Below are 20,174 nucleotides of genomic sequence, written 5' to 3'. Positions count from 1 at the left end.
TCGTCGAGAAGCCGCTCCAGGGCAGCGTGTCACAGGAGGCGGGCCGCGATCAGGCGGGCGGCACCGGGGCGTTCGGTTCAGTCCAGCGCGGGCGCCCGCGTCTGGCCCGTACCGCCGGGGCGGCCCGCGGCCTCCTCCGCGGACGCGGGCGGCCGGAACGTGTCCGCGCCCGGTGACAGCACGGCGAGCACCGCGAGCAGCGCCGCGAACAGCAGGAAGACGGCCGGTCCTGGGAAGCCGTCCAGGAGCACCCCGGCCAGCGCGGCGCCGAGCGGGGGCGTCGCCATGAACAGCAGGCCGATCGCGCTGTTCGCCCGGCCCTGGAGGTCCGAGGGGGTGCGGAGCAGGCGCGCGAGCGTCATCACCGACCCCGAGACGGCCACCGCGAGGGAGCACCCCGCGAGCAGCGCGGCGAGCACCGCCGCACCCGGGGCGAGCGCCATCGCGCCCACGAGGGCCGCGCACAGGGCCCCGGTGAACAGGAGCAGCGCCGATGGGCGCAGCCGTCGCCCCGCGTACGGGGCGAGCACGACGCCGGTCATCGCCCCGGCCGCCGACGCCGCCGTGACCGCGCCCACCGAAAGGCCCGACGCGCCCTCGCGCGCGGTGGTCACCACGATCGCCAAGTACACGCCGTCGAAGGCGAAGTTCTGCGCCGACGCCACCAGCGTGAGGCGCCGCAGGAGCCGCTCGCGCCACAGGAACCGCAGGCCCGCGGTGAACGACCGCCACCAGACCTGCCGTGTCCGCGCGGGCGCGCCGGGACGGACCGCGAGGGCGAGGACGCAGGCCGCCGAGACGCTGTAGGACGCCGCGTCGAGCCAGAACGGCCAGCTCGCTCCCGCGCCGAACAGCGCGCCCCCGAGCACAGGACCCAGCAGATAGGCCAGTTGCCCGCGCGCCTGGTTCACGGCGAGCGCCGTGGCCAGCTTGTGCGCGGGCACCACCTCGCGCACCAGGGGCAGGAGCGCGGCGTTGAACGGCGCGGTGAGGAAGCCGAGGACGGCGCCCGCGGCCAGCAGGACGGGCAGCGAGGCGAGCCCGGCGAGCACCGCCGCCGCGAGGGCCGTGCTCGCCGCGGCCCGGCCCGCCTCGCACACAAGGAGCACGGTGCGGCGGTCGAAGCGGTCGGCGACCGGGCCCGCGGGCAGGCAGGCGAGCGCGAGCGAGCCCGTCCACACCGCCCCCACCAGGCCGACACGCAGCGGCGATCCGGTCAGCTGCAGCACGAGCAGCGGCAGCGCGACGGCGGACGCGCCCGAGCCCAGCAGGGACAGGCCCTGCCCGGCGCACAGGAGCTGGAAGTCCCGGTTGCGGCGGAGGCTGTCCGCCGCGGGCACCCGGCGCTTCACGCAGGCGTTCCCTCCGTCGCGCGGGCCCGCAGCAGCGGCAGGGGAGCGTGCGGCGTGGGGGCCTGGCCGCCCGCGAGGGCGGTGTGCACGGCCAGGAGCACCCCGGCGGTGCCGGTGGCCAGGTCCATCGAGAGCCGCAGCAGCCCGTCCATCGCGAAGGCCCGCCGCCCCTGGAAGCGCACGCAGTGAAGGCCCAGGCTCCGCAGGTGCGGGCGCACCGCGGAGCCTGGGCCGGCCAGGTGGGCGATGGCGTGGAGGAGCCCCGCCTGGCCGTCGAAGAGGCCTGGGGACAGGAGGAGTTCTGTCCCCAGGCCGTCGTGGACGCGACCTTGGAGCCGCGCCAGGTGCGGGTCGTGGCGGCGCTGGAGGAAGGCGTCGATGACGAGGGCGATGCCCGCGCTGCCGCGGTCCAGGGTCGTGCGCCACCGCTGCCCGTCGCGCACGGCGAGCACGCCCTCGCGGGGCGCGCCGCAGCGGCCGAGGTCCCGGGCGAGGGCGCGCTCGGCCAGGCCGAGCCACCGGTCGTCGTCCGTCGCCTCGTGCAGCCGCGTGAACAGCAGGGCCGGTCCCGACCAGCCGTGCGTGAGCCCCACGGCGTCCGCCGGGCCCGGCAGCGGCTCACCGCCGTCGACGACGCGGGCGAGCCGCTGCCCGAGGGCCTCGGCCGCGGCCGCGTCACCGAAGTGCAGCCGCGTCAGGCCGATGCCCGCGAGGCCGCCGAAGAGGCCCGCGCCGCAGCCGTCCAGGCCGATGTCGTCGAGGCGGGCGAGCACCGCGCGCGCCTCGTCGGCGCGGCCCAGCTCGCGCAGGACGTACGCGACGCCCGCGAGCCCGTCGTACAGGCCGGGGCGCGGCCACCGCAGCCGGGCCGTGGCGTCGATGAGCCAGTCGACGTGCTGGTCGGACGCGGGATACGCGCCGCGGCCGGTGACGTGCAGGGCGTGCAGGACGCCCGCGGCGCCGTACGCCAGCGAAGCGCCCTGCTGGTCGAACTGCCGTACGTCGCCGGGGAAGAGCCGGTCCCGGCGCTCCGGCGTCGCGCTGAGCAGGATCGCCTCGGCCATCGAGTCAAGCGCCGAGGCCGCGTCGTCGCCATGCGCGAGCGGCCAGCGGGAGTCGTCGGGCGGCACGTCGTCATCGGCGGCGCGCGGCCAGTGGGCCGGTGGCGTCAGGCGCTCGCACAGCCGCTCGGTGAACTCCGCGGGCACGGGGAAGCGCCGCCGCGTCCACGCGGTCAGCTCCGTGTGCTTGTCCCGGTCGAAGCGCAGCAGCGGCGTCAGCGGGCAGAACAGCGCGAGGGTCAGGGCCGCGAGCCCGTAGGTGTCCACGTCGCGCCCGGAGCGGGCCCACGCGGCGGTGAACCCGGGGGTGCCGAGCGGCGGCGCGCCGCCCTCGCCGTCGTCGAAGGCGGTCTCGAAGTCGACCAGGCAGACGCTGTCGTCGGGCCGCACCATGACGTTTCCGGGCTGGAGGTCGCCGAACACGACGCCGCGGGCGTGCAGTTCGGCGACGGCCCGCTCGATCCGCGCGAGGACGTCGAGGGCCCAGCGCGTGTACGCCGCGAGCTCCGCCTCGCCCGCGGCGTCGCGGAACAGCGGGTGCCGCCGCCCCACGGCCTCCTGCAGCGTCTCGCCCGCGATGAACTCCTCGACGAGGAAGTGGTGTTCCCAGTGCCGGGTGCGGGCGTACACGCGCGGCACGCAGCCGAGTCCGGCCAGCCGCCGCAGCATCGCCTCCTCGTGCCCGAGGCGGGCCACTGCGTCGAGCCCCCGGTCGTCGAGGCCCGCGTGCGGCCGCGCCTCGCGGAGCACCACGCGCCGCCCGGTGTCCTTCTCGACGGCGCGGTAGACGCCGCCGCCATTGGAGAAGTGCAGCGCCTTCTCCACCCGGTACGGGAACCCTCCCGGCGTGCCCGCCTTCGCCGCCGCGATGGGCCCGGCCAGGAAGGCGGGCGGCTCCACCCACGGCGGCACCCGGAACGAAGCGCTCCGCACGTCGGGCACCAGAGCCCCGCCGGGTCCCGCGAGGGCGGGGACGTACTCGCCGTCCGGGGCGAAGCAGTAGGCGACGCCGAACGCGCCGTAGCGGACGTACAAGGGACCGTCCTGCCAGCGCAGGTCGCTGAGGACGTACGGGCCGGGGACCCCGCGAAGCAGCGGTGCGAGGCCGGTCAGGGTGCGTTCGAGTGCGCTGTCGTCGCCGGGGTAGAGGGTCACCAGCTTCCCGCCCGCGGGGCGCGGCGCCTGCTTGCTGTTGACCTGCTGGAACAGGACGGGTCCGCGCAGGAACTTGAAGCAGACGCCGTGCTCGACGCAGTAGTCCCACACGGTGTCGACGACGTGCTCGGCCCGCTCCGCCGTGGCCGAGACGTGGATCTTCCAGCCCTGGCCCGGGAGCGCGGCGCCGGTCCGGTGGAGGTTCACCCAGCCGCCGCGTTCCACGCGCAGCCAGCCCGGTGGCGGCGGGCTGCCGGTGCGGGCGAAGCGGCGTCCGGTGTCGTCGACGCGGTCGAGCGCGTCCACGAAGCGGGAGTCCGCGACGAGATGGCCCTGAGCGAGCATGGTGGGTTCTCCTCCACGGGAGGCGCCGGACGGCGCGGGTGGGCCGGGGTGCGGGGTCGGGCCGGGAACGGACGTGGCCTGCCGGCCGTGGGTGGCCACGGCCGGCAGGCGTCACGGAGGCGGGCGGTGCGTCAGACGACGCCGCGCGTGCTCTCGTAGCTGTTGGCGCAGGGCCACAGGGAGGGCGTCTCCTCCTCCAACTCCTGCAGTTCCAGGATCTCCGCCATACGGGTCACCTCCCTCCGGGCGGTCGGCCGTCGCGGGGCCGGGGCGGGTCAGCCCATGCCGACGGTGCTGTGGTAGCTGTTGGCGCAGGGCCACAGCGCGGGGGTCTCCTCCTCCAGCTCCTGCAGGTCAAGGATCTCCGCCATCCGGATCACCTCCTTTCGTCCGCTCGTCGTGACGTCGTCCGCGGATCGAGGTACGGCAGGCAGGGCGCGGGCCCGCCGTTCCCGAGCGCGGAGTCGAGGGCGAGCAGCACGCCCGCCGTGCCGGTGGCCAGGTCGGCGGCCAGGCGCCGGGTCCGGAAGCCCGGGAACGCGAGGTGGCCGCGGTGGGAGCGCGCGTGCCAGGCCAGGCGGCGCACCTGGGTGCGGATCGCCTCGCGGTCCCCGGGGCCGTCGAGGGCGGCGAGGACCGCGAGGCCGCCCGCACGGCCGCGCAGCAGTCCGGCGTTGCGCACGTACACCGCGCGGCAGGTGTGCCGGACGGACGCGAGCAGCGCGGCCCGGCCCTCGTCGGGACGGTGCCGCAGCAGCGCGCGCAGCGGGAAGGCGAGTCCGGCGCTGCCGCCGTGCAGGTAGGGAAGGTGATGCGTGCCGTCGAAGAGCGTGAGGGCGCCGTCCGCGCCGGTGGCGCAGCGGGCGATGTCGTACCCGAGCGCGCGCTCGGCGAGCCCGAGGTAGCGGGCCGAGCCGGTCTCCTCGTACACGTGCAGGAAGAGCAGCGCGATGCCGGACGCCCCGTGCAGGAGGCCGTAGGGCGGGGGAGTGCCCGGGCGCGGCGCGGGCGGCCCCTCGGTGAGGAGCCCGGCGAGGTCGTGGGCGGTGCGCAGGGCGGCGTCGTGCAGCGCCGTGTCCCCGGTGAGCGCCGCGAACCGCAGCGAGTTGAGGGCGATCCCGGCCCTGCCGCCCGCCAGGTCGGGGCGGACCACGCGGGCGTCGAGGGCCCGGGAGCGGTCGAGGACGGCGAGCGCGCGGTCCCGGTGGCCGAGCAGGTCCAGGGTGAGGGCCACGCCGTGCAGCCCGTCGTACAGGCCCGGCCGTGGGTCCCGGTCGCGTGCGGCGGCGTCCGCCAGCCACGTCACGTACGCGTCGGGCACCTGGGCGCCGACCCGGTGCAGGGCGTAGAGGACTCCGGCCGCGCCGTAGCCGAACGACGGTCCGCCGAGCGACGCCGGGCCGTTCGGGGTGCCGGGGAAGAGCCGGTCCACGCGCTCGGGCGTGGCCATGGCGTGGAGTCCGGCGACCAGCGATTCGCGCAGGGCGGGCCAGTCGGGGTCCGCCGCGGCGAGCCGCCCCGCGTGGTCGTCGCCCTCGGCCCGCGTGCCCGCGGCCAGGCGGGTCGACAAGGTGGCGCCGAAGCCCGGGGGGACCGGATAGAGCTGGTCGACGGCCCTGGTGAGGGCGCGCAGGGCGGGGGTGCCGCGGGCGGGCAGGGGCAGAAGGAGCCACAGCCGCAGGACGTCCAGGAGGTGGGCGGTGGCGGCCGCGCCGCGGAGCCCGGCGGGGGCGGCGAAGTCCTCGTCCGCGACGGCTGGGGGCCGGTCGTCGCGGAGGTCCGTCGCGCTGCCGAGGCCGGTCAGGGCGACGCGGCCGTCGGGGCGCAGGACGATGTGGTCCGGGTGCAGTTCGCCGAGGCGCAGACCGCGGGCCCGCAGCGCGTCCAGGGCGTCGGCGACGCGGCCGACGACGCCGATGGCCCACTCCGCGTAGCCCCCGGCCTCCTTCTCGGCGCGGTCCTCGGTGGTCAGCGGGAACGCGGCGGCCGCGGCTTCGGCGAGGCTCGTGCCCGCCACCCGCTCGACGGCGAGGAAGTGGTGCCCGGCGCGCACGTGGTGGCCCCGGACGCGCGGCACACAGTCCAGGCCCGCGAGCCGCTCCAGGACGGCGCGCTCCCGGGTGAGGCGGGCCACGGCGTCCTCGCCGCGCGAGTCGAGCCCGGCGTACGGGCGGGCCTCGTACAGGACCACGGGTTCCCCGGTGGCGGCGTCGGTGGCGCGGTAGGTGCCGCCGCCGGTGGTCAGGGCGAGGGCGCGCACGCCCCGGTAGGGGAAGGGGGTGTCCGGGGCGGCGTGCAGGGCCTCCAGGTCGGGGCGCAGGACCTCCGGCAGGGCGACCCAGTCCGGGCAGCGGAAGACCGGGCGGCGGTGTTCCGGGACGAGGGTGCCGTCGGGCCTGCGCAGGGCGGGCGCCAGTTCGTGCTCGTCCCCCGGGGCGGCGTCGCCGCCGTCGGCGGGACATCGGTGGTCCTCGGCCGCGGCGTAGCGCACGTAGAGCGGGCCGGAGCGATGGCGCAGACAGCCCGGCACGTACGGCCCCGGAAGGGGCTCCAGGAGGGCGGTGAGATCACCCAACGCGCTGACCAGGGCGGCCTCGTCGGCCGGGTGCAGGATCATCAGGTCGGCGCAGGTGAGGCGGTCGGCGCGGACGTCGCCGAGCGCGCGGGCGGCGGCCGCCCCGCGGACGAGGTCGCACGTCACGCCGTGCCGCACGCAGTACTCCCGGACGATCTCCGCGGCCCGCTCCAGGTGCGCCAGGGCGACGGACACGTGGATCCGCCAGCCCTGGCCGGGCGGTCGGGCCGTGCGCGGGCGCAGCCGCACCCACCAGGCGTGATCGGAGCGTTCCCAGCCGAGCGGGGCCTCGCGCAGCACCGCCGAAAGGCGTTCACCCGTGTCGGACGCCCGTTCGGGGAATTCGCAGAAGACCGGGTCCGCGCGGTAGAAGCGGTCGTAGTCCTGGAGTTTCATCTCGGTACGGCCCCTCCGGTCGGAAAAGGGGAACCCCGGGAATGGGGGAGGCCCGGACGGAATAGGGATGGGCGAGCGCCCGGGAATCGAACACCGCTGTCGAAAAGCGGGGCGGAATCGGCCAGACCGCGGCCGCCCGGAATCAGCCGGACCGCATCCGCGCGCGGTTGGCCGGACCGTGCCGCGCGGAATGGGCCCGGCCGCGGGCGCCCGCAATCACGCGGACCGCCGTTCCGTCCGCCCGGCCGCCGCGGCGGCCGGAGCGAGGAACTCCGGGGGATTCACGCGCACCGAGCGCCGGTCGATGCGCGCGATGTCCTCGGGGGACCCGAAGCGGCGGTCCATGCGCCGCACCGCCTCCGCCCAGGTCTCCATGGAGCGCACGGACGACAGCGTCTCCACGACGAACGGATCCCGCAGCCGCTCGGACATGCGCTCCCACAGCACCGTCCCCGGCTCCTCCAGGAGGCTGCCGACCGTCCCCTCGTACACGGGGATCGCACGGACCCTCCCGTCCGGCTCCACCTGCATCACCGAGGCGTCGACCTGCTGCGCGACCCGCTCGGGGTTCATCGCCAGGTTGAGGTTGTCCACGGTGAACACGGTCACCGAAGGCGGCGCCAGATCGCGCAGCCGGGCGCGGAAGGCGTCACTGGTCAGCTCGGCGACCTGGTCGTCGCGCAGGAGCTCGTACGCGCAGAACTCCGGGCGGCTGGCGAGCCCTTCGGGCACGGCGGCGTTGAACCCCAGCGTGCTCAGGTGCCCGAAGCGGTGCGCGATGTCGCCCGCGAACTCCTCCAGCTGCGCGAAGTTGCTGCGGATCACCACGCAGTCGATGCCGAAGCGCGGCCGCCCCCGTCCGGCCGCGCTCCGTTCCCCGGCCGCCTCGTCGAGGAAGCCCAGCGCCGCGAGCACCCGGTCGAAGGATCCCCGGCGGCCCCGGACGCGGTCGTGCACCTCGGGCGTCGATCCGTCGAGGCTGACGATCACCTCGTCGAACGTGTCCAGGAGGCGCTCGGCGAGCGTCCGGTTCATCACCCAGCCGCTGGTGTTGACGGACAGCTTGACCCCGCCCGCCCGCAGCCGGTCCGCGACCTCGAACACGCCCCGCACGACGAGCGGTTCGCCTCCGGAGAGGGCCACCACCCGCGGACCGAGCGTGACGAGCGCGTCGGCGACCCGCAGCATGTCCTCCGGGCCGAGCTGCCGCGAAGGGCGCCTGCCCGATTCCGAATAGCAGTGCGAACACCGCAGGGGGCAGGCGTAAGTGGTATCCCAGACCACCACTTCCGGACCGGAGGAACGCTTCACGATGGCCACCCGTTCTCGAAGAATCCACTCTCGACGCATCACGCCGGCGACTCGACGCATCACCCTGGCGATTCCTCCATGAGTGTTCTCGGCGACGCCCTCGCCGGGCACCCGGGCACCCTCCAATCCCACTGGAGGTTTTCCGCCATGGACGGCGGTGGATTATCCCTGTGGACGCCCGTCGGCACCGCCCCCGATAATGTCGGCCGTGGCAGCCAGAAGCAGGGGCATGTGCGTTGTCGCCGCCGTCGGCGGAGCGTCCTTGCTCTGGGCGGTCGTGATCGGGACGACGCAGCTGCAGAACCGGTTCGTGCTGCCGTGGATCCTCGGTTCCGTCCTTCCGTGCTACGTCGCGGGACTCTTCACCTGGTGGCACGCCCCCGCGAGCCCCGTCGCCCGCCGACTGCTCCTCGTCGGCACCTGGCTGTGCGTCGCCGTCGCCATCCGCCACACCACGACGCTGGTGAGCCGCGAACTGGGCTGGCACCTGCGGCCGCGGCCCGGCGGTCTGCTGCTGCCGCTCGACCACTGGCTCCAGATCAGCACCCAGGTCTGCCAGCTGGCGGTCAGCGTCCTCGTCGTGCGCCTGCTGGCCCTGCTGCCGGACGGCGCCCCCCTCTTCCGCTACGAACGCCGCCTCCTCGACCCCCTGTGGGGCCTGCTCGCGCTGCCGCTGCTGCTGCCCCTCACCGGCCTCTCCGACGAGGTCGTCTACTACGTCGTCTTCTACTACCCCGAGGCCTGGCTGCCCGGCGTCGGCGCCACCCTGCTCGCCCTCCGCTGCCTGCGCGCGCGGGCCGTCGGCCGCCAGGACGTCGCCGTCCTGTTCCCCTTCGCCGCCGTCGGCGCCGCCGTCTTCCTGGGCCGCGCCGCCACCCGGCTCTTCCGCACCTGGACGGGCGAGCAGGGCCTGCTCTACCTCATCGGCGCCCTGCTCGGCGCCCTGCCCTACATCTCCATCGCCGTCACCCTCGTGTACGCGGCCTTCCGCCACCGGCTGCTCGGCGTCGACATCGTGCTGCGCCGCACCGCCGTGTACGGCTCGCTGTGGCTGATCGTCAACAGCTGGTACGTGGGCATGGCGATGACGCTCGGGCTCACCGTCGGCCAGTACCTGCCCGTCGGCCTGTCCCTGCTGGTCGCGGTCGCCGCCACGGTCCTCTTCCAGCCCCTGCGCGAACGGCTCAACACCCTCGTCGAGCGGTGCGTGTTCGGCAGGCGCCTCAGCAGGTTCGAGCTCCTCGTCCAGTTCAGCACCACCCTGGAGCACGCCTACGACCTCGACCGGCTGGCCCCGCAGCTCGCCGCTGGCCTGCGCGAGGGCCTCGACCTGAGATGGGTGCGCGTCCGCCTCGGCGGCGCCTGCCTGCCCCTGTCCGTCGCCGAGGCGGGTGGACCGCCCCCGGGCGCGCCGCCCGCCGCCGTGTTTCCGCTCCTGTACGGCGACGACCTGCTCGGCCGCATCGAGTACGGCCCCAAGGCCGAGGGGCGCGGCACCCCGGAGGACCACCACATCGGCGAGGCCCTGGCCCGCTCCGCGGCCCTCGCCGTGCACAACGTCCGCCTCGCCGCCGAACTCGGCCAGCGCGCCGAGGAACTGCGCCACCAGGCCGCCGAACTCGACGCCTCGCGGGCCCGCATCGTGCAGGCCCAGGACACCGAGCGCCGCCGCATCGAACGGCGCCTGCACGACGGCATCCAGCAGGAGCTCGTGGCCCTCGTCGCCAAGCTCGCCCTCGCCCGCAAGCGGCTGCACCGCGGCGGCGACGTCGACGCCGCGCTCACCGAGGTGCAGGACGACGCGTACCACGTCATAGACGAACTCCGCGAGCTCGCCCACGGCATCCATCCGCCCATCCTCACCGACCAGGGACTCATCGCCGCCGTGACCTCCTGCGCCCGCCGCATGCCCGTGCCCGTCACCGTGTACAGCGCGGAGTCGCTGACCGGCGTGCGCTTCGCCCTCGACATCGAGGAGTCAGCCTTCTACCTGGTGTCCGAGGCCCTCACCAACGTCCTCAAGCACGCGGGCGCCACCCGCGTCACTGTCCGCCTCACCCGCGACGCGGGCCGCCTCCAGGTCGAAGTCGCCGACGACGGCGGGGGATTCCCCACCGCCACCACCCACGGCTCCGGCCTCACCGGCATGCGGGACCGCACCGAGGCCGTGGGCGGCGAACTCACCATCACCAGCCGCGCCGGCACCGGCACCGTCATCCGCGCCCGGCTCCCGGAGCGCGTGCGAGAGGAGACCCGTGCCTGACCGCCCGAGCGGCACCCCCCTGCGCGTCGTCATCGCCGAGGACCACTACCTGGTCCGCGAGGGCACCCGGCGGCTCCTGGAGGACACCGGCGAGGCCGACGTCGTCGCGGCCGTCGGCACCGCCGAGGAACTCCTCGACGCCGTCGAGCGGCTGCGGCCCGACGTCGTCATCGCGGACATCCGGATGCCGCCAGGACACCACACCGAGGGCATCGCCGCCGCCCACGCCATCCGCGCGGCCCACCCCGGCATCGGCGTCGTCGTGCTCTCCCAGCACGCCAACGAGAACTACGCCTTCGACCTCTTCCGACGCGGCACCGACGGCCTCGCCTATCTGCTCAAGGAGCGCATCGGCGAGGTCGACGAACTCGTGGGCGCCCTGCGCGAGGTGGCCGAGGGGCGCTCCGTCGTCGACCCGCGCATCGTGGAGGTCCTCATCGGCAGCCACGCGCGCGCCGCCGACGCACCGCTGTCCCACCTCACCCGCAGGGAGCTCGACGTGCTGCGGCACATGGCCGAAGGCAAGACCAACCGGGCGATCGCCGAGGCCCTGCGGCTTTCGGAGTCCACCATCGAAAAGCACGTCAACTCCACCTTCGCCAAGCTCGGCCTCGCCGAGATACCGCAACTGCACCGCCGCGTCAGCGCCGTGCTCGCCTATCTGCGCCACGCCCCGACGGGCCCCGCCTGACCGCGCCGCCGCACCGGCCGGGCCCCGGAGCCCGCCCCGCGCCGCGCGCATCGAGGCGGGATGCCGGGGCACTCGCGCTCCATGGGATGGAATGGCGCCATGCGTGGCGGAACGAGCGCGCGGCGGGTCGCCGACGGCCGCGTCGTGGAGACGGCGGCCCGGGCGGGCCTGATCGGGCGCGGGGTGATCTACGTGCTCGTCGGGATCATCGCGCTGCGGATCGCGCTGACCGACGAGAACAAACAGGCCGACCGCGGCGGCGCCCTGACGGAGATCGCCGACAAGCCCTTCGGCGGCGCCCTGCTGTGGCTCCTCGGGCTCGCCCTCGCCGGAATGGCGCTGTGGCGGCTCTCGGAAGCGCTGTTCGGCCAGGCGGGGCCCGATGGACGCAAGGCCACCAAGCGCCTCGCCGCGGCGGGCCGCTGCGTCCTGTACTGCGTCGTCAGCTACTCCGTCCTGGCGTACGTCACCGGCGACCGGGGCAGCGGCAGCGGCTCGTCGGACCGCAGGACCGACGACGTCACGGCGACCGTCATCGACAAGCCCGGCGGCCAGTGGATCGTCGGCGCCGCGGCGCTCGCGGTGATCGCGGCCGGGCTCTGGGCGGCGGGCCGGGCCGTGCTGCGCAAGTACCGCGAGAAGCTGCGCATGGGGGAGATGACCGCCCCCGTGCGGCGGACCGTGGACGTGCTCGGCGTGGTGGGCGGCACCGGCCGCGGCTGCGTCTTCGCCGCCCTCGGCGCGTCCCTGCTCCTGGCCGCCGTGCGCCACGAGCCCGGCGACGCCAAGGGCATCGACGACACCCTGCGCTCCTTCCAGGAGACCCCGGCGGGCCCCTGGCTCCTGGTCGCCGTGGCCCTCGCCCTGGTGGCGTTCGGACTGTTCTCCTGGGCCGGGGCGCGCTGGCACAAGGTGTGACCAGGCGGGCGCGGTGCACCATCGCAAAGGGCGAGGAAAATAAGTTCTAAGTACAACCAACTGGCTGAAAACTGATCTGTCCCGCCGCGTCGACGCGGGCACTCTGGGCCCTGGCCGACGAGGTGAGTGCCGCCGTGACCGCCGCGGCACCGCGATGCCCGAGGGGAGCCCGCGGATGGGCAGGGAACGTGCCAGGGTGAAGGCGGAGCGCGCCGCGGCAAACGCCGCCGAACGGCTCCTGGAGATCGGCAGGATGCTCCAGCGCGCGCCCACAACCCCCGAGGGCCGGGCGGTGTTCCGGCCCCGCGACGACGTCAACGACCAGCCCTACCGCGAGCGTTGGGCGCACGACAAGGTGGTGCGCTCCACGCACGGGGTCAACTGCACGGGCTCCTGCTCGTGGCAGGTGTACGTCAAAGACGGACTCATCACCTGGGAGACCCAGGCGACGGACTACCCGTCGACGGGACCCGACCGCCCTGACTACGAGCCGCGCGGCTGTCCGCGAGGCGCGTCGTTCTCCTGGTACACCTACTCGCCGACCCGGGTGCGCCACCCGCTCGCACGCGGCGTCCTGGTGGAGATGTTCCGGTCCGCGAAGCAACGGCTCGGCGATCCGGTGGCCGCCTGGGCGGAGCTCACCGGCGATCCGGAGCGCCGCCGCCGGTGGTCTCCCCGGACTACGCCGACGCCACGAAGTTCGCCGACGAGTGGCTGCACCCCCACCCCGGCACCGACGGGGCCCTCGCGATGGCGATGGGGCACGTGATCCTGCGCAGTGCTTCGTGGAGCGCCAGGTCCCGTACTTCACCGACTACGTCAAGCGCTTCACCGACCTGCCGTTCCTGATCGCCCTGGAGGAACGCGAGCGGGACACCCACACCCCCGGGGCCTTCGTCACCGCCCGCGACCTGGACCTGGACCTGGCCCGGGAGGCGGACCCCGAGGCCCGGCGCTGGATGCCTGTGCTCCTGGACACGGCGTCGGGCGAGCCCGTGGTGCCGGGCGGCACCCTCGGCGACCGCTGGACCAAGGGCGGCGAGGGCCGCTGGAACCTCGGCCTCGGCGGCCTCGACCCGGCCCTGACCCTGGCGGGGCGGCCGGGCACGGCGCCCGCTTCGGTGCTCCTGCCCCGCTTCGACGCCGAGGGCGAGACCGTGCGGCGCGCGGTGCCCGCGGACCGCGTCGGCGGCCGCCTGGTGACCACGGTCTTCGACCTGACGCTGGCCCAGTACGGCGTGGCGAGGCCCGGCCTCGAAGGCCAGTGGCCCGCGTCGTACGAGGACGCCTCCACCCCCTGCACGCCCGCCTGGCAGGAGGCGATCACCTCGGTGCCCGCGCGCGCCGCGGTGCGCGCCGCACGGGAGTTCGCCCGCACCGCGGAGCGGACCCGGGGCCGCTGCATGATCGTGATGGGCGCGGGCACCAACCACTGGTTCCACTCCGACACGATCTACCGCTCGTTCCTCTCGCTGCTCCTGCTCACCGGCTGCCAGGGCGTCAACGGCGGCGGCTGGGCGCACTACGTGGGCCAGGAGAAGGTCCGGCCCTACGCGGGCTGGCAGCAGCTCGCGACCGCGTCGGACTGGGCGCGCCCCGCACGCCAGATGGCGGGCACGCCGTACTGGTACCTGCACACCGACCAGTGGCGCTACGACCGTGCGACCGCCGACTCCCTGACCTCGCCCACCGCGCCCGGCACCCTGAGCGGCCTGCACACCGCCGACCTGGTCGCCCGCTCCGTGCGCCAGGGCTGGATGCCGTCCGCCCCCACCTTCGCCGCCAACCCCCTGGACCTCGGCGCGCAGGTGCGGGTCACCGGCGCCGACCCCGCGCGCTGGGTGGCCGCCGAACGGGACGCGGGCCGCCTGCCGTACGCCTGCGAGGACCCCGACGACCCGGCCAACTGGCCCCGCGTCCTGACGGTGTGGCGCGCCAACCTCATCGGCTCATCGGCCAAGGGCAACGAGTTCTTCCTGCGCCACCTGCTGGGCGCCACCGACAACGCGAGCGCCGAGGAGACCCCGCCCGAGGCCCGGCCCAAGGACATCGCCTGGCACCACCAAGCGCCGCGCGGCAAGCTCGACCTGCTGCTCGCCCTCGACTTCCGCATGACGTCCACCACGCTCTACGCCGACCTCGTGCTGCCCGCGGCCACCTGGTACGAGAAGCACGACCTGTCCAGCACGGACATGCACCCCTATGTGCACGCCTTCTCCCCGGCGATCGACCCGCCCTGGCAGGCGCGCACCGACTTCGAGATCTTCCACGGGCTCGCCGCCGAGGTCTCCCGCCTCGCCCACGGCCACCTGGACGTGGCGTACGACCTGGTGGCGACGCCGCTCCAGCACGACACCCCGGGCGAGGCGCCGCCCCAAGGGCCCACCGCGCCGGGGATCTCGCTCGTCGAGCGCGACTACCGGCAGATCGCGGCCCGGCTCGCCGCGTTCGGCCCGCTGCCCGACGAACTGGGCGTGCAGGCCAAGGGAGTCGCCGTCCGCACGGGCCCGGAGAGCGGCTGGCTGAAGGCCCGCTGCGGCACCGCCCCCGAAGGACCGGCACGCGGCCGCCCGCTCCTGGACACCGACGTCAAGTTCTGCGAGGCGATCCTCGCCCTTTCCGGCACCACCAACGGGCGCGTCGCCGCCGAAGGGCTGCGGCGGCTGGCCGAGCGCTGCGGCTCCGACAGCGGCCTGGAGGAGCTCGCCGCCTCGGTCGCCGAGCGGCGCGTCGTCTTCTCCGACACCCAGGCGCGGCCCGTCCCCGTCGGCGCGAGCTTCGAGTGGTCCGGCAAGGAGGCGCCCGACCGGCGCTACGCGCCGTTCACCATCAACACCGAGCACCGCAAGCCCTGGCACACCCTCACCGGACGCCAGCACTTCTACCTCGACCACCCGTGGATCGCCGAGTACGGCGAGCAACTGCCCGTCTACCGGCCGCCCCTTGACCTGGCCGTCCTCGGGGAGCGGCGCGCCACCGCCGACGGCAGGTCGGTGACCGTGCGCTATCTGACCCCGCACTCCAAGTGGTCCATCCACTCCGAGTACCAGGAGAACCTCCTGATGCAGACCCTGGCTCGGGGCGGGCCCGTCATCTGGATGTCCGTCGCCGACGCCGAGGCCATCGGCGCGGCCGACAACGACTGGGTCGAGGCGGTCAACGCCAACGGCGTCGTCGTGGCCCGCGCCGTCGTCTCGCACCGGATGCCGCCCGGCACCGTGTTTATGTACCACGTACAAGAACGCCTGGTGAACGTCCCCAAGTCGGAGCACACCGGGCGGCGCGGCGGCGTCCACAACGCCCTGACACGCCTGCTCATCAAGCCCACCCACCTCATCGGCGGCCACGGCCAGCTGTCCTTCGCCCCCAACTACTACGGCCCCACCGGAAACCAGCGCGACGCGGTGACCGTCATCCGCCGTCGCGCACAGGAGGTGCGGTACTGACATGCCCCGTGACGACGGCACCATCGGGCGCTGCATGGCACAGGTCGCGATGGTGATGAACCTCGACAAGTGCATCGGCTGCCACACCTGTTCGGTCACCTGCAAACAGACCTGGACCAACCGCTCGGGCACCGAGTACGTCTGGTTCAACAACGTCGAGACCCGCCCCGGCCAGGGCTACCCCCGCGGCTACGAGGACCAGGACAAGTGGCAGGGCGGCTGGCGGCTCAGGCACGGCAGGCTCGTGCCGCGCAGCGGCGGCCGCGCCCGCCGCCTGGCCCGGCTCTTCGCCAACCCCGAACTGCCCTCCCTCGACGACTACTACGAGCCCTGGACCTACGACTACGAGAACCTGATCTCCGCGCCGCTCGGCAACGACGTGCCCACGGCGGCGCCCCGGTCCCTGATCGACGGGCGGCCCACCGCGGTCACCTGGGGCCCGAACTGGGACGACGACCTCGGCGGCGGCCCCGCGCACCTCGCCGACGACCCGGTGCTCAAAGACCTGAACGAGCGGGTGCGCCTGGAGTACGAACAGGCGTTCATGTTCTATCTGCCCCGCATCTGCGAGCACTGCCTCAACCCGTCCTGCGTCGCCGTGTGCCCCTCCGGCGCGCTGTACAAGCGCATCGAGGACGGCATCGTCCTCGTCGACCAGGACCGCTGCCGGGGCTGGCGGATGTGCGTGTCCGGCTGCCCGTACAAGAAGGTCTACTTCAACCACGCCACCGGCAAGGCCGAGAAGTGCACCCTGTGCTATCCGCGCATCGAGGCCGGGCAGCCCACCGTCTGCTCCGAGACCTGCGTGGGCCGCCTGCGCTACCTCGGCGTGATCCTGTACGACGCCGACAAGGTGGGCGAGGCCGCCGCCAGCGCGGACGAGAAGGACCTCTACCAGGCGCAGCTGGACTGCTTCCTCGACCCGGCCGACCCCCGCGTCGTGGCGGCGGCCGAGGCGGCGGGCATCCCGCACGACTGGATCACCGCCGCGCGCCGCTCCCCGGCGCACGCCCTGATCAGCCAGTACAAGGTGGCCCTTCCCTTGCACCCGGAGTACCGCACCCTGCCCATGGTCTGGTACGTCCCGCCCCTTTCGCCCGTCGTGGAGTCGCTGACCGCCACCGGGCACGACGGCGAGGACCCCGCCAAGCTCTTCGCCGCCATCGACTCCCTGCGCATCCCCGTCGCCTACCTCGCCGGGCTCTTCACCGCGGGCGACCCCGCGCCCGTCGAGGCCGCGCTGTGCCGGCTCGCCGCGATGCGCGCCCACATGCGCCGCGTCAACCTCGGCGAGGAGCGGGACCCCGCCATCGCCGGGGCCGTCGGCATGGACACCGCGAGCATCGAGGCCATGTACCGGCTGCTCGCCCTCGCCAAGTACGACGAGCGCTACGTCATCCCCACCGGCTACAGCACCACGCAGGCCGACTTCGAGACCGCAGAGGCCTCCGGCTGCAGCCTCGACCACGGCGGCGGCCCGGGGATGTACGACGCCGACGCCTTCCACGCCCCCCTCGCCACCGGCGCGGCCGAGCCGGAACACTCCGGGACGTCCCTGCGCGGCCGCGTCAACCTCCTCAACTGGAACGGGCGGGGCAGGCCCAAGGGCCTCTTCCCGGGGCGCGAGGGGAACTCGGCATGAGCGAGGCGCCCGTCATCCACCAGGCGGCCTCCCTGCTGCTGCGCCACCCGGACGCGGACTGGCCGCACCGGCTGCGCGCGGTCACCGACGCCCTGGCCGCCGTGGGGCGCGCGCGGTCCGCGCCCCTGGCGCGCTTCACCGCCGCCGTCGCCGACGTCCCCGTCCTGGACCTCTCCGCCCGCTACGTCGCCACGTTCGACCGCAGCCGCCGCCGCACCCTGCACCTGACGTACTACACCGACGGCGACACCCGCCGCCGCGGCCGGTCCCTGCTGCGCTGGCAGGACCTGTACCGCGCGCACGGCTTGCGGCCGCCCGCCGACGAACTGCCCGACTTCCTGCCGCTGGCCCTGGAGTTCGCCGCCCGCTGCCCCGCCCCCGGCCGCCGCGCCCTCACGGAGCACCGCGCCGCCCTCGAACTCCTGCGGCTCGCGCTGCGCGACCACCACAGCCCCTACGCCGACGTCCTGGAGGCCGTCTGCGCCACCCTGCCGGGCGCCTCGCCCGCCGACCGCGCCGCCGCCCTGCGCCTGGCCCGGACGGGGCCGCCCACCGAGTCGGTCGGACTGCTGCCGTTCCCGACGGGCGCCGCGCCCCGCCCCCACGTGGAGGAGATCGTTCCGTGAACCATCTGCACACCGCGCTGTGGGGCGTGCTGCCCTACCTCGTGCTCGCCGTCATGGTCACGGGCACCGCCTGGCGCTACCACTACGACCGGTTCGGGTTCACCACCCGCTCCAGCCAGCTGCACGAGCACCGGCTGCTGCGCGTCGGTGGCCCGCTGTTCCACTTCGGACTGCTGTTCGTCGTCGCCGGACACGTCATCGGGCTGCTCGTCCCCGAGAGCCTCACCGAACGCGCCCATGTGCACGAGTGGCTCTACCACGCCAACGCGCTCGTCGTCGGCGGCGCCGCGGGCCTGCTCACCCTGGCGGGCCTCGCGATCCTGCTCCACCGGCGCCTGCGGGTCCCCGCCGTGCGCGCCGCGACAAGCCGCAGCGACCGCGCCGTCTACCCGGTCCTGGCCGCGGTGCTCCTCGCCGGTCTCACCGCCACCGCGAGCACCGTCCCGCCCCACCACTACGACTACCGGCTCGGCGTCTCGGTGTGGTTCCGCTCCCTGTTCACCCTGGACCCGGACGTGAGCGCCATGTCCCACGCCCCGTTCGTGTACCAGACCCACACCCTGCTCGGCCTCGCCCTGTTCGCCCTGTGGCCCTTCAGCCGCCTCGTCCACGCCTTCACCGCGCCGGTCGGCTATGTGGCCCGCCCCTACATCGTTTACCGCTCGCGGGGCGCGCGGCAGGCGGGCGCCGCGCGCCGGTGACGCCGGTGCCGCCGGTCACGCCGACGCCTCGGCGGTCGCTGGGCGAGCGGTGCCGGACGCTGCCGCCCGCGTGCTTCGCCGCCGTCATGGCCACCGGGATCGTCTCCCGCGCGCTGGCGCAGAGCGGCGCCCGCACCCCGTCCGACCTGCTCTTCGCGGTCGCGGCCTGCGGCTACCTCCTTCTGCTCGCGGCCACCGGCGTGAAGGTCGGCCGCCATCGGGACCTCGTCAGGGCCGAACTCGCCGACCCCGCGCGCGTGTTCGGTCACTTCACCTTCGTCGCGGCGAGCGGTGTGCTGGCCGTACGGCTCGCGCAGGGACCACTACGCGAAGCGGCGTACGTCCTCCTTGCCGTGTCCGGCACGGCGTGGACGGCCCTCGCGGCCGCGCTGGCCAGACGCTCGTCCACCCTCGCGAAGGCGGCGGCGCGCCAGGCCGACGGCAGCTGGTTCCTGGCCGCCGTGGGCCTGCAGTCCCTCGTCCTGTGCCTGACGGGGCTGCCCCCGCGCGGCGTTCTCGTGCCGGCGGCCCTCGTCCTGTGGTGCGGCGGCGTCCTGCTGTACGCCGCCACCCTCGCCCTGGTCGCCCGACGGCTGCTGCGCCACCCGCCCGGGCCCGCCCGCTGCACGCCGGCGTACTGGGTGACGATGGGCGCCGCCGCCATCAGCACCCTGGCGGGCACCCGGCTCCTGGAGCGGGGCGGCGACCTGCCCGGACAGGTCCACGGCCCCGTCCGCGCCGTGGTCGTCGCCCTGTGGGTCTGGGCCACCGCCCTGATCCCGGTGCTGCTCGCCGCCGGTGCTGGCGCCACCTGAGGCACCGCGTCGCGCTGGCCTACGAACCCGCCCTGTGGTGCGTCGTGTTCCCCTGGGGGATGTACGCCACCGCCACCGCCCGCGTCGCCGCGAGCACGCCGCTGCGCCCCGGTCCCGGGGCGGTCGCCCAGGGCCTCGCGTGGGGCGCGGCGGCGGCGTGGCTGGCGGTCCAGGGCCGCTTCGTCACGCGCCGTGGGCCTTCCGGCGGCCGAAGGAACATGGGCGGTTAACGTGACATTCGCCGTTAACCGGAGAGAATTCTCCGGGGCGGAATGATGAAAGCCGTTTCTGTTGGGAGCGCGAGACCGCGCACAATGCGTGACTGTGCGCCCCTGTGCGCCCCCTATGCATTTCAGCCAGTGCCGCGCTCCGGCCCCATGCCGCGGATACCAACCGTTCACACTCGGTCGACCCGTGTCATTGAGCAGGAACAACGGAGCGGAGAGTCGTCCTTTTCCGGTCATCCTCTCGCGCTCCGGCGTCGGCGCCCGACGGTAGTCCGGCCGCCGCTCCTGGTGAGAGGCCTTCCTGGCTGGAACGCGCGAGCGGAAATCGGAGATCCTCACGATTCGGTGTTTGTCCATGTGAGGGTGGGGCACACGCCCGGAGCGGCAGCCGGTGCCGTGCCGCTGAGGCGCGGGCGAACCGGCTGCGAAGCTACTGAGCGGTTACGCAAAACGAATGGCGGAAGCATCCTCCGTTCAACTTCAGGGGGTTGCTATCGGGTGACCCACCGTGAAGACTGTGGCGAGGGTGCTCTGAATATGCATGGTGCAAAGCATCGGACAGCGCCCGGGGGGTGTGTGTACCTTCTCGTCCGGAGCCGGGTGTCCCGCCGCCGCGGGTGCGCGCCGCCGATTCGTACGTGCTTGGGGAG

General features: G+C 74.5%; 12 protein-coding genes and 1 pseudogene. 9 read left to right on the top strand and 4 right to left on the bottom strand.

All coding sequences use genetic code 11. The features are described 5' to 3' along the window. Positions 1-77 precede the first annotated feature (77 nt). From AC07A4_RS05760 to AC07A4_RS05745, 4 genes are all read right to left on the bottom strand, one after another. Positions 78-1,352 (bottom strand): MFS transporter, encoded by a 1,275-nt coding sequence (locus tag AC07A4_RS05760; protein WP_478593465.1) that lies wholly within the window; start codon positions 1,350-1,352, stop codon positions 78-80. Continuing rightward, complete coding sequence (lanKC, locus tag AC07A4_RS05755; protein WP_478593464.1) at positions 1,349-3,913, bottom strand: class III lanthionine synthetase LanKC; 2,565 nt, start codon at positions 3,911-3,913, stop codon at positions 1,349-1,351. Before lanKC (AC07A4_RS05755) ends, AC07A4_RS05760 begins: the two co-directional genes overlap by 4 nt. Before the next feature lie 376 nt (positions 3,914-4,289). After that, the gene (lanKC, locus tag AC07A4_RS05750) at positions 4,290-6,884 is read right to left on the bottom strand and encodes a class III lanthionine synthetase LanKC (RefSeq protein WP_478593462.1); all 2,595 of its coding nucleotides are present in this window, start codon (positions 6,882-6,884) and stop codon (positions 4,290-4,292) included. A gap of 216 nt (positions 6,885-7,100) precedes the next feature. Beyond that, positions 7,101-8,234, bottom strand: a complete 1,134-nt coding sequence (locus AC07A4_RS05745) for a radical SAM protein (RefSeq protein WP_478594355.1) — start codon at positions 8,232-8,234, stop codon at positions 7,101-7,103. Between the two features lie 169 nt (positions 8,235-8,403). On the opposite strand from AC07A4_RS05745, the gene AC07A4_RS05740 reads away from it, so the two are divergent. The 9 genes and pseudogenes from AC07A4_RS05740 (at position 8,404) to AC07A4_RS05700 (ending at position 19,527) form a co-directional block, all read left to right on the top strand. Continuing rightward, complete coding sequence (locus tag AC07A4_RS05740; protein WP_478593460.1) at positions 8,404-10,458, top strand: sensor histidine kinase; 2,055 nt, start codon at positions 8,404-8,406, stop codon at positions 10,456-10,458. Next, on the top strand, positions 10,451-11,149 hold the full coding sequence (locus AC07A4_RS05735; RefSeq protein ID WP_478593457.1) for a response regulator transcription factor: 699 nt from the start codon (positions 10,451-10,453) through the stop codon (positions 11,147-11,149). The genes AC07A4_RS05740 and AC07A4_RS05735 overlap by 8 nt, the downstream gene beginning before the upstream one ends. Before the next feature lie 99 nt (positions 11,150-11,248). Continuing rightward, entirely contained in the window at positions 11,249-12,067 is an 819-nt protein-coding gene (locus AC07A4_RS05730) for a DUF1206 domain-containing protein (protein WP_478593455.1), read from the top strand. 175 nt (positions 12,068-12,242) lie between these two features. Further along, positions 12,243-15,513: pseudogene (locus AC07A4_RS05725) on the top strand (molybdopterin-dependent oxidoreductase). 1 nt (position 15,514) lies between these two features. Further along, positions 15,515-17,155 carry a nitrate reductase subunit beta gene (gene narH, locus AC07A4_RS05720; RefSeq protein ID WP_478593452.1) on the top strand — a complete coding sequence of 547 codons (1,641 nt, stop codon included), beginning with the start codon at positions 15,515-15,517 and terminating at the stop codon, positions 17,153-17,155. Then, complete coding sequence (gene narJ / locus AC07A4_RS05715; protein ID WP_478593449.1) at positions 17,152-17,781, top strand: nitrate reductase molybdenum cofactor assembly chaperone; 630 nt, start codon at positions 17,152-17,154, stop codon at positions 17,779-17,781. Before narH ends, narJ begins: the two co-directional genes overlap by 4 nt. Beyond that, positions 17,778-18,482 (top strand): respiratory nitrate reductase subunit gamma, encoded by a 705-nt coding sequence (gene narI, locus AC07A4_RS05710; RefSeq protein WP_478593446.1) that lies wholly within the window; start codon positions 17,778-17,780, stop codon positions 18,480-18,482. Before narJ ends, narI begins: the two co-directional genes overlap by 4 nt. Next, positions 18,368-19,297: a tellurite resistance/C4-dicarboxylate transporter family protein gene (locus AC07A4_RS05705; RefSeq protein WP_478593444.1), complete on the top strand. Its 930-nt coding sequence runs from the start codon at positions 18,368-18,370 to the stop codon at positions 19,295-19,297. Before narI ends, AC07A4_RS05705 begins: the two co-directional genes overlap by 115 nt. Then, positions 19,237-19,527: an SLAC1 family transporter gene (locus AC07A4_RS05700; RefSeq protein WP_478593442.1), complete on the top strand. Its 291-nt coding sequence runs from the start codon at positions 19,237-19,239 to the stop codon at positions 19,525-19,527. The genes AC07A4_RS05705 and AC07A4_RS05700 overlap by 61 nt, the downstream gene beginning before the upstream one ends. Positions 19,528-20,174: the final 647 nt, after the last annotated feature.

The organism is Streptomyces sp. NPDC043996 (assembly GCF_056435225.1).
Note: the sequence above shows the minus strand (reverse complement) of the source record. Positions and strands in the feature narration are given on the sequence as shown.